The following is a 13,359-nucleotide window of genomic DNA, read 5'->3' on the forward strand; positions in this document are numbered from 1 at the left end:
AATGATCGGCAAGCTAAAAGGCACGCTGGACGAGATCGACGAGGATTTCTGCATCGTCGACGTGCATGGCGTCGGCTACGTCGCCTATTGCTCGGCGCGCACGCTTGCCGCGCTGCCGCCGCCCGGCGAGGCGGTGGTGCTGTTCATCGAGACCTATGTGCGCGAGGACATGCTGCGGCTCTACGGCTTCCAGTCGGTGCTGGAGCGCGAATGGTTCCGGCTGTTGATGAACAATGTGCAGGGCGTCGGCGCCAAGGTGGCGCTGGCCATCCTGTCGACGCTGGCGCCGGCCGACCTCGCCAATGCGATTGCGTTGCGCGATATCGGCATGGTCAGCCGCGCGCCGGGCGTCGGCAAGAAGGTCGCCGAGCGCATCGTCACCGAGCTGAAGAACAAGGCGCCGGCCTATGCAGGTGTTGCCTCCGGCACCATCGGCCTGAAGCAGGAGCTCGGCGAAGGCGTTGCCTCGGCGCCGATCACCGACGCGGTCTCGGCGCTGGTCAATCTCGGCTATTCGCGCGACACCGCCGCCAACGCAGTGGCGGCGGCGTTGAAGACTGCAGGCGAGGAGGCGGATGCGTCGAAGCTGATCCGCTTCGGGCTGAAGGAACTGGCGCGGTGAGACGTTGCTGGAAAGCTAAATTCCAACTACTGTGCGATTGGTAAGAATTTTCTCCAGGAGTAAGAACATGGGCGCATATGCCAGTCTGACTTCCAAGGGACAGCTCACGATTCCAAAGGACGTCCGAGACGCCTTGTCGCTCAAGACGGGCGACACGATCGCCTGGACGGTCGTGAATGGCTATTTGGTCGGGACGCCGCGCAATCTCGACTTTGCCGATCTTGCCGGGTTTCTCGGCTATCCGCCCGGCGGTCCCGCTTCCCTGGAAGAGATCGATGCGGCTGTGAGGGAGGCTGTAGCCCAGCATGTTGTTGATGGCAAGCCACAGGCCGGAGAAGAGGGCGACGCGTGACGTCGGTAGGTATCGATACCAACGTTCTGCTTCGAATGGTGCTGAACGATGATGCCGAGCAACAGGCCAAGGCCCTCGCCTTCGGTAAGAGCCTCAGCGACGACAAGCTCGGCTTTGTGAGTTTGATGGTGCTGGTGGAATTCAGCTGGTCGCTGCTTTCGCGCTACCGGCAGCCGAAGGAGCAAGTACTGGCCGCGATCCAGAGACTGCTCAAGATTAAGACGCTGGTGTTTGAGGATTTCGATGCCATCGTGATCGCGCTCGAACGATCGAATTCGGCCCAGGTCGACTTTGCTGATGCGCTGATAGCCGAGCACAATCGAAATTTCGGTTGCTCGCATACGGTCACGTTCGATCAGCGGGCTGCAAGGTTCATTGCCGGTATGGAACTGCTCGCATGAGCCTTTCGCCACGCCTCATTGCTCCCGACAAGCGCGGCGAGGACGCCGAGCAGACCTTGCGGCCGCAGACGCTTGGCGACTTCGTCGGCCAGGCGGCGGTGCGGGCCAATCTCAAAGTATTCATCGAAGCCGCCAAGGGGCGTAGCGAAGCGCTCGACCATGTGCTGTTCGTCGGCCCGCCCGGCCTCGGCAAGACGACGCTGGCGCAAATCATGGCGCGCGAGCTCGGCGTCAATTTCCGCTCGACCTCGGGTCCGGTCATCGCCAAGGCCGGCGACCTGGCGGCGCTGCTCACCAATCTCGAAGATCGCGACGTGCTGTTCATCGACGAGATCCACCGGCTCAACCCGGCGGTCGAGGAAATTCTCTATCCGGCGATGGAGGATTTCCAGCTCGACCTGATCATCGGCGAGGGGCCGGCCGCGCGCTCGGTCAAGATCGACCTGGCCCGCTTCACGCTTGTCGCCGCCACTACCCGGCTCGGCCTTTTGACCAACCCGCTGCGCGACCGGTTCGGGATCCCGGTGCGGCTCAATTTCTACTCGGTCGAGGAACTCGAGCAGATCGTGCGGCGCGGCGCCCGGATCCTTGCCATGCCGCTCGGCGACGACGGTGCTTTGGAGATCGCCCGGCGGGCACGCGGCACGCCGCGCATTGCCGGCAGGTTGTTGCGCCGGGTGCGCGACTTCGCCAGCGTCGCCGGCGACGGCCATGTCGACCGCAAGATCGCCGACGAGGCGCTGACGCGGCTGGAGGTCGACGGGCTCGGCCTCGACGCGCTCGACCGCCGTTATCTGTCGATGATCGCCCGGAATTTCGGCGGCGGGCCGGTCGGCATCGAGACTATCGCTGCCGGGCTTTCCGAGCCACGCGATGCCATCGAGGACATCATCGAACCCTTTCTGATCCAGCAGGGCTTCGTCATGCGCACCCCGCGCGGCCGCGTGCTGGCGGCCAATGCCTGGCGGCATCTCGGCCTCGATGCGCCGAAGGACCTGGCGCAGCAGCAGATCAGCCTGTTCCAGGAAGAGCCGTAAATTTCCGCAGTTGCCGGAAACGGCAACGCCGCCAGCGAAACAGCCCAGCCCTCCAGGTCTTGATCATCGCCGGTCTATGCGCAAAACAGGTGTTGCTTGAAACAGGGGCCCGTCGGGCCAAAAGGACAGCACAATGGACGATCACGGTGAATCGGCATTGTCCGCCGGCCTTTCCGGCGCGCTGACGGAATTCGGCCATCGGTTGATGGCGCGGGTCTATTATGCCGACACCGATTTTTCCGGCGTCGTCTACCACGCGCGCTATCTCGAATTCTTCGAGCGCGGCCGTTCCGACTATCTGCGGCTGGCCGGCGTCCACCACACCGAGCTTGCCGAGGGCAAGCGTGGCGAGAAAATAATCTGGGTGGTGCGGCGCATGGAAATCGATTTCCGCAGTCCGGCCCGCATGGACGACATCCTGACCATCGACACGCGCACCGAAGACATTTCCGGTGCGCGCATCGTCATGGCGCAGCAATTGAAGCGCGGCAGCGAAGTACTGGTCGAGGCGCGGGTCGAAGCGGCGATCGTCGGCGAGAACGGACGGCCGCGGCGCTTTCCGAAGGAATGGATCGCGGCCTTCATGCCTAGGGTATGCTGAGATTCAGGTGATGCCGGCCTGCAAATGACGGCTTCCTGCGCTTCCGGTGCTCACGTACTTTAGTACGCTCCGCTCCGGTTCTCGGAAGCCACCATTTTCGGCACGGCCTGACCTGAATCTCAACACACCCTGGGCGGTGGCTGATCTGAAGTATCCGTTCAAGTGACTGATAGAACTGCCAGCCTTGCGCCTGAGGCGCGGCAATGCGCCGCGCTGTACGTCCTAACCCATCCTTAACCATAACGGTCCATGAAGGGATTGGTTAAGATTGGGAGAATCCAAGCGCCTTCCTTTCACCAATATTTGCCCCGAAAAGGCCGCCAACGGTGCATTTGGGGTTATTCCGCCAGCTTAACGCGAACGGACCACAAGGGATGCCCATGGGCCAGCCGCTAGCCACGCCCGGAAAATCTTTAAGGACGTAACATGGAAAACATCGCTCTCGCCGACCCGGGCGCGCATTTATCGATTTGGGCCTTGTTCATGCAGGCCGGTTGGGTGGTCAAGCTGGTCATGATCGGGCTGCTTGGCGCCTCGATCTGGACCTGGGCGATCATCGTCGACAAGCTCGTCGCCTATGCCCGCATGCGGTTGGCGCTCAACCGTTTCGAACAGGTGTTCTGGTCGGGACAGTCGCTGGAAGAGCTTTACCGCACGCTCGCCGACCGCAAGACGACCGGCATGAGCGCGATCTTCGTCGCCGCCATGCGCGAATGGAAGAAAAGCTTCGAAAAAGGCGCGAAATCGCCGCTCGGCCTGCAGACCCGCATCGACAAGGCGATGGATCTGGCGTTGACCCGCGAAATGGAAAAGCTGGAAGGGCGGCTCGGCTTTCTCGCCACCACCGGCTCGGCGGCGCCCTTCATCGGCCTGTTCGGCACGGTTATCGGCATCATGACCTCGTTCCAGGCGATCGCCGCCTCGAAGAACACCAGCCTGTCGGTGGTCGCGCCCGGCATCGCCGAGGCGCTGCTGGCGACGGCCATCGGCCTGCTCGCCGCCATCCCCGCCGTCATCGCCTACAACAAGCTGTCGTCGGACGCGAGCAAGATCGCAGTGCGCATGGAAGGCTTCGCGGATGAGTTCTCCGCCATACTCTCGCGCCAAATCGATGAAAAAGTCGCGCAGAAGGCCTGAGGAACGATCATGGGAATGTCCGTAAGCGCAGGTGGCGGAGGACGCGGCGGGCGCGGCCACAGGCGGCGCGGCCGCCATCATGCCTTGATATCGGAGATCAACGTCACGCCGATGGTCGACGTGATGCTGGTGCTGCTGATCATCTTCATGGTCGCCGCACCCTTGCTGACGGTCGGCGTGCCGATCGACCTGCCGGATACCCAGGCCAAGGCGATGAACGCCGATACGCAGCCTATAACCGTGTCCATCAACCCGGCCGGTCAGATTTACCTCCAGGAAACCGAGATCCCGATCGAGGAGCTGGTGGCCAAGCTGCAGGCGATCTCGAAGACGGGCTATGACGAGCGCATTTTCATCAGGGGTGACAAGGCCACGGATTACGGCACGGCCATGAAGGTGATGGCCCGCATCTCGGCTGCCGGCTACAAGAATATCGGCCTGGTTTCACTGCAGGAACAGGATCAATAGACGCAAGATGAGGACCGGCCTCACCACATCGGTGATCTTGCATACGGTGGCGATTGCCTTCGGGCTGTTCACGTTGTCCTCGCCGCCCGCGATGCCTGCGTCCGATGCGGAATCGGTGTCGGTCGAGATCGTGCCGATGGAAGCGACGGCGCAGGTCCTGCAAGGCGACAAGAAGGCTGTGATGCACGACAAGCCGGCGCCGGTGCCGACGCAGCGTCCCGACATCGTTCCCGATGCCCGGAAAGTTGGCGATAACAGCGTCGATACCGACAAGCCGCCGACACCGGAGCCCAAGCCCCAGCCGGTCGATATGACCGCGGCTCCGCCACCCGCGCCGACGCCGGTCGAAAAGCCCAAGCCCGAGGACGTGCCGAAGCCGAAGGAAGAGCCGAAGCCTATTCCCGCTACGGAGGTCGCGCCGGTGCCGCAGCCGAAGGAAGAGGTCAAGCCCGAGCCGGTCAAGCAGACCGAGCCCAAGCCGACGCCGGCCAAGGAGCCGACGCCCACGCCGCCGCAGGACAAGACCGCCGCGATCGATCCGCAGCCGGAGGTCAAGCCGGATGCTGTTGCCGAGGCGATTGCCAAGCAACCGCCAACCGAGGAGGCGCAGCTGCCCGACTCGGCGCCGGCGCCTGAGGCTCGGCCGAAGCCGCAGCCGGTCCAGGCTGAAAGCGCCAAGGCACCGGAGCGCAAGGACGCCGACAAGCCGGTCAAGGAAGCCTCGTCCAAGCCGAAATCGGAAGACAAGCAGTTCAACGCCGACGAGATTTCGGCTCTGCTCGACAAGCGGAAGCCGGCCGGCGGCGGCGCCAAACGCTCGACCCAGCAGGCGTCGCTCGGCGGCGACAAGGATCAGGGTCAGAAGCTTTCGAAATCGGAGCAGGGAGCATTAGAGGCCCAGCTTGGTGGCTGCTGGACGCTTCCGGCAGGGCTCGAGGGTTCGGAGAATTTCGTCGTCGTGGTCCGGTTTAATCTGGACGCCTCCGGCAAGTTGGATGGCCGGCCGAGTGTCGAAAAATCGAGCGGAAACCGCCCGTTTGACGAAAGTGCGGTTCGCGCGGTTCAGAAATGCGATGTCGCCGGCCTGCAGGTTCCTGCGGGCAAGCAAGACATCTGGTCCGACGTTCGGGTCACTTTCGACCCCAGGGAGATGCTCGGCCTTTAGGCCCGGCTCCCATAAAATCAGCGAAGAGAAGCGAGAAGATATGAAATCCATCCTCAAGCCGCTCCTGACGATCGCAGCGATGGCGCTGGGTATGACTGTTGCTGTCACTCTGCCGGCGCGAGCGCTCGTCGAGCTCAACGTCAACAAGGGCAATGTCGAGCCGTTGCCGATCGCCATCACTGATTTCCAGGGCGGCGATGCGCTCGGCGCCGAGATTTCCAGCATCGTCAGCGCCGACCTGAAACGTTCCGGCCTGTTCGCGCCGATCGACAAAAGCGCTTTCATCGAAAAGATATCGAACCCGGATGCCACGCCGCGCTTCGAAGACTGGAAGGTGATCAATGCCCAGGCGCTGGTCACCGGCAGTGTCGGCAAGGAAGCTGACGGCCGCATCCGCGCCCAGTATCGGCTTTGGGACACCTTTGCCGGCCAGCAGATGTCAGGCGAACAGTTCTTCGCCAATGACGCCAATACAAGGCGTGTCGGCCATATCATTGCCGACGCTATCTACGAACGGCTGACCGGCGAGAAGGGCTATTTCGACACGCGCGTCGTCTTCATCGACGAATCCGGTGCCAAGAATGCGCGCAAGAAGCGGCTTGCCATCATGGACCAGGACGGCGCCAACGTCCGCTATCTCTCGAACGGCAAATCGATCGTGCTGACGCCGCGCTTCTCGCCGAACCGGCAGGAAATCACCTACATGTCCTATGAGAGCGGTCAGCCGCGGGTGTACCTTTTGCAGATCGAGACGGGGCAGCGCGAGCTGGTCGGCAATTTCCCCGGCATGACATTTGCGCCGCGCTTTTCGCCGGACGGCCAGAAGGTGATCATGAGCCTGCTGCGCGATGACGGAAATTCCAACATCTTCGCCATGGATCTGAGGAGCCGCTCGACGACCAGGCTGACCAACTCGACCGCCATCGATACCTCGCCATCCTACTCGCCTGACGGCAGCAAGGTGGTGTTCACCTCGGACCGCGGCGGCCGCGCGCAGATCTATGTGATGGGCGCCGACGGCTCGGGCCAGACCCGCATCTCCTTCGGCGACGGTGTCTATTCGACGCCGGTGTGGTCGCCGCGCGGCGATCTCATCGCCTTCACCAAGCAGACCGGCGGCGAGTTCCAGATCGGCGTCATGCGCACCGACGGTTCGGGTGAGCGCATCCTTTCCACCGGCTTTCAGCAGGAGGGGCCGACCTGGGCACCGAACGGCCGGGTGCTGATGTTCTTCCGCGATTCCAATGGTGGACCAAAACTTGTTTCGGTCGATCTCACCGGCCGCAATGAACAGCCGATCCCAACGGCGAACTTCGCCTCGGATCCGGCCTGGTCACCGTTGTTGGAATAGCCCGGGCAAGGATGTTCAACTTGAGCATCCTTTGCTCCCAGTTGCACGCCGGCAACGGTGCCCGAAAAGCGCCGTTTCCGATCTTGTTTTCACCTGTTGGTCGCGTTTTGGCCGCATTTCGGCCTACGGTCCGCGCTCATTGTCGCCAATCGATAGCCCTCGGGGAAACAGCTGCGGACGGCAGCCGAAACCAAATTTTAACCGTGTTTCTTGAGCGCCGGTTAACCCAAACGTGGTTACTGGACAATCAATGAAATCACTCGAATTGCGAAGGAGAGGCGGCATGGGCCGTATCGCAGCACTTACCACAAACCCGGTCATGATCGCGCTGGTCGCGATGCTCGCGATCACCGGTTGCGCCTCGAAGAAGACGCCGAACAGCGCCGCCGATCTCGGCCTCAACGGCGCCGGCGCGGCAACGCCCGGGTCGGCCCAGGACTTTACCGTCAACATTGGCGACCGCATCTTTTTCGACACCGATTCGTCCTCGATCCGCGCCGATGCGCAGACGACGCTGTCGCGCCAGGCGCAGTGGCTGAACCAGTACAAGCAGTATGCCATCGTCATTGAAGGCCATGCCGACGAGCGCGGCACGCGCGAATACAATCTGGCGCTCGGCGCCCGCCGTGCTGCCGCCACCCGAGACTTCCTGGTCGCCAAGGGCGTTTCCGCGCAGCGCCTGAAGACCATTTCCTACGGCAAGGAGCGTCCGGTCGCGGTTTGCGACGACATCTCCTGCTGGTCGCAGAACCGCCGCGCCGTCACCACGCTCGGCGGCGCCGGCTCCTGATCGGCAGAAATGCAACACTTGGTGCGAAAGGCGGCCGCAGGGCCGCCTTTTTCATATCTGCTCGCACCCAACAAAATTTGGCCGAAGTCTCACGTCCTGTTAAGAGCCGAGAGCGTCTGGCTAGTCCCAGTTGGCTGGTCTACTTCGAGTGAGAGGCGCGCAACAACGGTTTCACGGCGAGAGGCACATGCATTTCAGAACGGTCTTGAGCGGCACGCTTGCGCTGCTCCTCGTATCAAGTATCGCGGCACTTGCTGACGATACCGGGGCAAGCGCCCCCGGGCAATCATCGGAAGGCGGCTTTTCCTTCCATCTGCCGACGATCAAACTGCCCGGCATTTTGGGTGAAAAGAAAAAACCGGATCAGGTTCAATTCGCGCAACAGGATGGCGCCGGCACTCCGGCGCTGGAGGAACAACTCCGGCAGATGAACGGCAAGATCGAGGAACTCAATTTCCAGGTCCTGCAGATGCAGGAGCAGATCCGCAAACAGCAGGAAGATAACGAATTCCGCTTCCAGCAGTTGGAAGGCGGTCCGCAAGGCGCGCAGCAGCCGGCCCAGCAGAAGAAGTCCGAGGCCGTGCCCAGCAGCGACAGCCCCGACAGTGACAGTAACGTGGCGGAGGCGCCCGCAACCCAGGCTCCGGCCACTGCGGACAGGCCGTCAGACGGCGGCAAAAGCGTCGAGGACGTCATCGTCGAATCGCCGAACGGCGATCCCGGCAAGCTGATCCCCGGCACGCCGCCCAAGACGTTCGGCACGATCACCGTCGACAAAAATGGCAATGTCGTCGAAGCTGACGGCAATGCGCAGGCGAGCGCGCCGGACCAGAATACGGCCCCGGCCAACGGCGCCAGCGCAGCCGGCAACAAGGCCGGCAAATCCGACGGTACGGTGGTCGCGGCACTGCCGTCGACGAACGATCCGGAAGAGCTTTACCGCAACTCTTACCAGTTCATCCTGTCGGGCGACTACAGCACCGCCGAACAGGGTTTCCGCGACCATATCGCTCGTTTTCCCAGGGACGCCAAAGCGGCGGACGCGCACTACTGGCTCGGTGAATCGCTGCTGGGCCAACAGAAATACCGCGATGCGGCCGAGACTTTCCTCGCTGCCAGCAAGGACTATCCCAAGGCCAAGAAAGCGCCCGACATGTTGCTGAAGCTCGGCGTTTCACTGGTTGGGCTGAAGCAGCACGACGTGGCCTGTGCCACCTTCAGCGAGATCGGCAAGCGCTACCCCGATATTTCCGGCGCGCTCAAGGAGCGGGTCAAGCAGGAAAGGGCGCTCGCGGCGTGCTAGTTTTTCGGCTGCATGTCGTTGCCCCAAAACCGGGCCCACTTTTGGGCGACATGCATGACGCTCGACACCGAGCCTGACCTTTCGGATTTTTCGCGGATCGACCTTTCCAGCAGCGCTGTTGCGGCCGTGTCCGGCGGCAGCGACTCGACCGCCCTTCTCCTCCTCCTCAAAGCCCATCTCGACCGTACCGCCCCGGCAACGAAATTGCTGGCGGTAACGATCGATCATCAATTGCGGCCGCAAGCGGCAGCGGAAGCGCAAGCCGTGGCCAGGCTGTGCGCGGCGCGCGGCATTGCCCATCGCATCCTCGCCTGGTCGGGGCACAAACCATCGACCGGCCTGCCCGCCGCCGCGCGCGAGGCGCGCTACCGGCTGCTCGCCGAGGCCGCCGAAACGGCAGGCATCGGCCTGATCCTGACCGGCCACACCGCCGACGATCAGGCCGAGACCGTGCTGATGCGGCAAGCCCGTGACCGGTGGGCAGGTGACGAGCGGCCAAGTGATGGGGGGCAAAGCGACGACGGGCCGCGCGATGAAGGGCGGGGCCTTGCCGGCATGGCGCCAGCAACCCTCTACGAGTGGCGGCACTGGATCGTGCGGCCGCTGCTCGGCGTAAGGCGTGCGGAGCTGCGCGAATTCCTGCGGCGTGAACAGGTCGCCTGGATCGAAGATCCGACCAATACCGATACCGCTTTCGAGCGGCCACGCGTCCGCGCAGAACTTGTCGAAGGCGGTGGTGCGCCTCGCGTGGCTGAAGCGATGGCGCTGGCCAGAAAGGCGGCGGCCGAGCGTGAGCAGCTGGGACACCGCGCGGCCATGCTGATCCGCAGCCTGACTTCCAGGCCGGCCGCCGGCCTCGTCCGCCTCGATCGGAGTTTTGCGACGGAAGATGACAGCCGGGCGGCTATTTATGCGCTGCGCATCCTGCTGGCGGCGACCGGCGGCACCGCCTTCCTTCCCGACCAGGCGCGCAGCGAAGCCCTTTTCGACCGGCTCGGCACCGGGCCGCTTTGTGCCACATTGTCGCGGACCGTGATCGATGCCCGGCGTGCCGGCATCTTTCTGCATCGCGAATTGCGCGATCTGCCGCCCGCTGTCGAGGTTTCCGACAACGCCCTTTGGGACGGCCGCAGACGGATCACCTTGGGCGACAGTTCAAGTGCATTGTTGATCGCGCCGCTGTTGGTTGCACCGCTCGGGGCGGCTCTTGCCGCAAAGCGGGCAATTGCCGGGCGTGGCACGCCGGCAAGCCTTGTGCGTGCCGCCTTGGCCGCCGAGCCGGCGCTGTGGCGGGATGGCGAATGCCTTGGCTTGCTCGGAGAAAGCCCGATGCCGGCGGCGATCTCCGCATATCCGGCGGTCGCGCCCTTCGCCCGCTTCCTGCCGTCCTTCGATCTGGCGCCGGCCGATGCCGTCGCCGCCTTGCTTGGCGCGGCACCGGTTCCAGCCTCGCCATTCGGCGGCCACAGTGCCGGCCTACCACGGGCGAAAGCTTAACCGAGACCTGCTGTTATGCTTGGCAAGGGGGAACGCTCTCCCTATGTTAGGGCCAAGTTTCCTCTCACGACGCGTGTCCGCCCAGCGGCGCCAACGGGACAATTGATGAATCCGAATTATCGCAACCTCGCGCTCTGGGCGATCATAGCGGTCCTGCTCATCGCTCTCTTCAATCTTTTCCAGACGCCGCAGACGCGTGGAGCCTCGAGCGATGTCCCTTATTCGCAGTTCCTGCAGGAGGTCGCGGCGGGACGGATCAAGTCGGTGACCATTGCCGGCGCCCGTATCTCCGGCAACTACACGGACAGTTCCAACGGCTTCCAGACCTATTCGCCTGGGGACCCGTCACTGGTTTCGCGGCTGCAGGACAAGAACGTCACCATCAACGCGCGTCCTGAGTCCGACGGCTCCAATTCGCTGTTTGGCACCCTGATCTCCTGGCTGCCGATGATCCTCATCCTCGGCGTCTGGATATTCTTCATGCGCCAGATGCAGTCCGGTTCCGGCCGCGCCATGGGCTTCGGCAAGTCGAAGGCCAAGCTTTTGACCGAAGCGCACGGCCGCGTCACCTTCCAGGACGTCGCCGGCGTCGACGAAGCCAAGCAAGATCTGGAAGAGATCGTCGAGTTCCTGCGCGACCCGCAGAAATTTCAGCGGCTCGGCGGCAAGATCCCGCGCGGCGTGCTGCTCGTCGGTCCTCCCGGAACCGGCAAGACGCTGCTCGCCCGCTCGGTCGCCGGTGAAGCCAACGTGCCGTTCTTCACCATTTCGGGCTCGGACTTCGTCGAGATGTTCGTCGGCGTCGGCGCAAGCCGCGTCCGCGACATGTTCGACCAGGCCAAGAAGAACGCGCCCTGCATCATCTTCATCGACGAAATCGACGCGGTCGGCCGCCATCGCGGTGCCGGCCTCGGCGGCGGCAATGACGAGCGCGAGCAGACGCTGAACCAGCTGCTGGTCGAGATGGATGGCTTCGAATCCAACGAAAGCATCATTCTGATCGCCGCCACCAACCGGCCCGACGTGCTCGATCCGGCGCTGCTGAGGCCGGGCCGCTTCGACCGCCAGGTGGTGGTGCCGAACCCAGACATCGTCGGCCGCGAGAAGATCCTGAAGGTGCATGTGCGCAACGTGCCGCTGGCGCCCAATGTCGACCTCAAGGTGATCGCGCGCGGCACGCCGGGCTTTTCCGGCGCCGACCTGATGAACCTGGTCAACGAGTCCGCCCTGATGGCGGCGCGGCGCAACAAGCGCCTCGTCACCATGGCCGAATTCGAGGACGCCAAGGACAAGATCATGATGGGCGCCGAGCGCCGCTCGTCGGCGATGACGCAGGCCGAGAAGGAACTGACCGCCTATCACGAGGCCGGTCACGCCATCCTGGCGCTCAACGTGCCGTCGGCCGATCCGCTGCACAAGGCGACCATCATCCCGCGCGGCCGGGCACTCGGCATGGTCATGCAGCTGCCGGAAGGCGACCGCTATTCGATGAGCTACAAATACATGATCTCGCGTCTCGCCATCATGATGGGCGGCCGTGTCGCCGAGGAGTTCAAGTTCGGCAAGGAGAACATCACCTCCGGCGCCTCCTCCGATATCGAGCAGGCGACTAAGCTGGCGCGCGCCATGGTGACGCGCTGGGGCTTCTCCGACAAGCTCGGCCATGTCGCCTATGGCGACAACCAGGAGGAGGTATTCCTCGGCCATTCGGTGGCGCGCACCCAGAACATCTCGGAAGAGACGGCGCAGATCATCGACGCTGAAGTGCGCCGGCTGATCGACGAGGCCTATTCGACGGCAAGATCCATCCTGACCAAGAAAAAGAAGGAATGGATTGCGTTGGCGCAAGGCCTGCTTGAGTACGAGACGCTGTCTGGCGAGGAGATCAAGCAGCTGATCGCCGGCAATAAGCCCGCACGCGACCTCGGCGACGACACGCCGCCGAGCCGTGGCTCGGCCGTGCCGAAGTCCGGCCGCCGCAAGAAGGGCCCCGAGCCCGAAGGCGGCATGGAACCCCAGCCGTCAAGCTAGGGCCACTCAAGAGGTTGACTTCGAAGCGCCGCGGCTTTGACCGCGGCGTTTTCTTTGGGAATGCGACCCTTCCTGCATCGCTGGAATTGGCGAAAGTGACGATGACGGCCAATCCCCCCTCGTGGGGGAGATGTCCGGCAGGACAGAGAGGGGCGCGAAGGAACGCGGCCTTCTATCGTCCTCGTTGACGACTTCGGGAAGATCGACAAGGCGCGACGGTGAAGGAAATTCGCAGTTTTCTACGGGCGGCGCCACATTTTGTTCTTGCTTTGTGCCGGCAGCTATGCTACTAATTTGGGTATGGTGCCAATTGGCTCCAACGACCCGCCTGCCGAGGCGGTTTTTTGTTTCAGGCACCTTTCGAACGGGGGAGTTGTCCGCAACCTTGCGCCAACGTTGGCGATTGGCGAAAGCCGGCGTGATGGCTAATCTCCCCCTCGTGGGGGAGATGTCCGGCAGGACGGAGGGGGGCGCTGTCCCGCCGACGTGTCAACGTATCGCAGCCACGCCACAACTGATCTGATCCCAAAGCGCGTCGCGTTCGACCGGCCTCATGCGACGCGCTTGTCTTATGACATTCATTGCCAAGAGGCGAGAATGAACC

General features: G+C 63.2%; 13 protein-coding genes. All 13 read left to right on the forward strand.

Annotated features, from left to right (window positions below):
* Window position 1 precedes the first annotated feature (1 nt).
* The 13 genes from ruvA to ftsH all read left to right on the forward strand — a co-directional run bounded on the left by ruvA (window position 2) and on the right by ftsH (window position 12,755).
* A complete protein-coding gene (gene ruvA / locus AC0L2P_RS19725) occupies window positions 2-622 on the forward strand; it encodes a Holliday junction branch migration protein RuvA (RefSeq protein WP_473503168.1) in 621 nt (206 codons plus the stop codon).
* Window positions 623-689: 67 nt separating this feature from the next.
* Entirely contained in the window at window positions 690-974 is a 285-nt protein-coding gene (locus tag AC0L2P_RS19730) for an AbrB/MazE/SpoVT family DNA-binding domain-containing protein (RefSeq protein WP_473503170.1), read from the forward strand.
* Window positions 971-1,375 (forward strand): PIN domain-containing protein, encoded by a 405-nt coding sequence (locus tag AC0L2P_RS19735; protein ID WP_473503172.1) that lies wholly within the window; start codon window positions 971-973, stop codon window positions 1,373-1,375. Before AC0L2P_RS19730 ends, AC0L2P_RS19735 begins: the two co-directional genes overlap by 4 nt.
* Window positions 1,372-2,412 (forward strand): Holliday junction branch migration DNA helicase RuvB, encoded by a 1,041-nt coding sequence (gene ruvB, locus AC0L2P_RS19740; RefSeq protein WP_473503174.1) that lies wholly within the window; start codon window positions 1,372-1,374, stop codon window positions 2,410-2,412. The genes AC0L2P_RS19735 and ruvB overlap by 4 nt, the downstream gene beginning before the upstream one ends.
* Before the next feature lie 133 nt (window positions 2,413-2,545).
* Window positions 2,546-3,013 carry a tol-pal system-associated acyl-CoA thioesterase gene (gene ybgC, locus AC0L2P_RS19745; RefSeq protein ID WP_473503176.1) on the forward strand — a complete coding sequence of 156 codons (468 nt, stop codon included), beginning with the start codon at window positions 2,546-2,548 and terminating at the stop codon, window positions 3,011-3,013.
* Between the two features lie 426 nt (window positions 3,014-3,439).
* Entirely contained in the window at window positions 3,440-4,150 is a 711-nt protein-coding gene (tolQ, locus tag AC0L2P_RS19750) for a protein TolQ (protein ID WP_292665206.1), read from the forward strand.
* Between the two features lie 9 nt (window positions 4,151-4,159).
* Window positions 4,160-4,618, forward strand: a complete 459-nt coding sequence (tolR, locus tag AC0L2P_RS19755) for a protein TolR (protein WP_254816466.1) — start codon at window positions 4,160-4,162, stop codon at window positions 4,616-4,618.
* A 7-nt stretch (window positions 4,619-4,625) separates the two neighbouring features.
* The gene (locus AC0L2P_RS19760) at window positions 4,626-5,783 is read left to right on the forward strand and encodes a TonB family protein (RefSeq protein ID WP_473503179.1); all 1,158 of its coding nucleotides are present in this window, start codon (window positions 4,626-4,628) and stop codon (window positions 5,781-5,783) included.
* 79 nt (window positions 5,784-5,862) lie between these two features.
* The gene (tolB, locus tag AC0L2P_RS19765) at window positions 5,863-7,134 is read left to right on the forward strand and encodes a Tol-Pal system beta propeller repeat protein TolB (protein WP_473503202.1); all 1,272 of its coding nucleotides are present in this window, start codon (window positions 5,863-5,865) and stop codon (window positions 7,132-7,134) included.
* A 283-nt stretch (window positions 7,135-7,417) separates the two neighbouring features.
* Complete coding sequence (gene pal / locus AC0L2P_RS19770; RefSeq protein ID WP_023677992.1) at window positions 7,418-7,924, forward strand: peptidoglycan-associated lipoprotein Pal; 507 nt, start codon at window positions 7,418-7,420, stop codon at window positions 7,922-7,924.
* A gap of 187 nt (window positions 7,925-8,111) precedes the next feature.
* Window positions 8,112-9,227: a tol-pal system protein YbgF gene (ybgF, locus tag AC0L2P_RS19775; RefSeq protein WP_473503181.1), complete on the forward strand. Its 1,116-nt coding sequence runs from the start codon at window positions 8,112-8,114 to the stop codon at window positions 9,225-9,227.
* 54 nt (window positions 9,228-9,281) lie between these two features.
* The gene (tilS, locus tag AC0L2P_RS19780; RefSeq protein WP_473503183.1) at window positions 9,282-10,724 is read left to right on the forward strand and encodes a tRNA lysidine(34) synthetase TilS; all 1,443 of its coding nucleotides are present in this window, start codon (window positions 9,282-9,284) and stop codon (window positions 10,722-10,724) included.
* A gap of 105 nt (window positions 10,725-10,829) precedes the next feature.
* Window positions 10,830-12,755: an ATP-dependent zinc metalloprotease FtsH gene (gene ftsH, locus AC0L2P_RS19785; RefSeq protein WP_352476109.1), complete on the forward strand. Its 1,926-nt coding sequence runs from the start codon at window positions 10,830-10,832 to the stop codon at window positions 12,753-12,755.
* Window positions 12,756-13,359 lie beyond the last annotated feature (604 nt).

The organism is Mesorhizobium sp. WSM4836 (assembly GCF_055811815.1).

Excerpts from the sequence above, each read along its gene's own strand:
- ruvA (WP_473503168.1), top strand. The coding sequence starts at position 2 with ATGATCGGCAAGCTAAAAGGCACGCTGGACGAGATCGACGAGGATTTC.
- AC0L2P_RS19730 (WP_473503170.1), top strand. The coding sequence starts at position 690 with ATGGGCGCATATGCCAGTCTGACTTCCAAGGGACAGCTCACGATTCCA.
- ruvB (WP_473503174.1), top strand. The coding sequence starts at position 1,372 with ATGAGCCTTTCGCCACGCCTCATTGCTCCCGACAAGCGCGGCGAGGAC.
- ybgC (WP_473503176.1), top strand. The coding sequence starts at position 2,546 with ATGGACGATCACGGTGAATCGGCATTGTCCGCCGGCCTTTCCGGCGCG.
- tolQ (WP_292665206.1), top strand. The coding sequence starts at position 3,440 with ATGGAAAACATCGCTCTCGCCGACCCGGGCGCGCATTTATCGATTTGG.
- tolR (WP_254816466.1), top strand. The coding sequence starts at position 4,160 with ATGGGAATGTCCGTAAGCGCAGGTGGCGGAGGACGCGGCGGGCGCGGC.
- AC0L2P_RS19760 (WP_473503179.1), top strand. The coding sequence starts at position 4,626 with ATGAGGACCGGCCTCACCACATCGGTGATCTTGCATACGGTGGCGATT.
- tolB (WP_473503202.1), top strand. The coding sequence starts at position 5,863 with ATGGCGCTGGGTATGACTGTTGCTGTCACTCTGCCGGCGCGAGCGCTC.
- pal (WP_023677992.1), top strand. The coding sequence starts at position 7,418 with ATGGGCCGTATCGCAGCACTTACCACAAACCCGGTCATGATCGCGCTG.
- ybgF (WP_473503181.1), top strand. The coding sequence starts at position 8,112 with ATGCATTTCAGAACGGTCTTGAGCGGCACGCTTGCGCTGCTCCTCGTA.
- tilS (WP_473503183.1), top strand. The coding sequence starts at position 9,282 with ATGACGCTCGACACCGAGCCTGACCTTTCGGATTTTTCGCGGATCGAC.
- ftsH (WP_352476109.1), top strand. The coding sequence starts at position 10,830 with ATGAATCCGAATTATCGCAACCTCGCGCTCTGGGCGATCATAGCGGTC.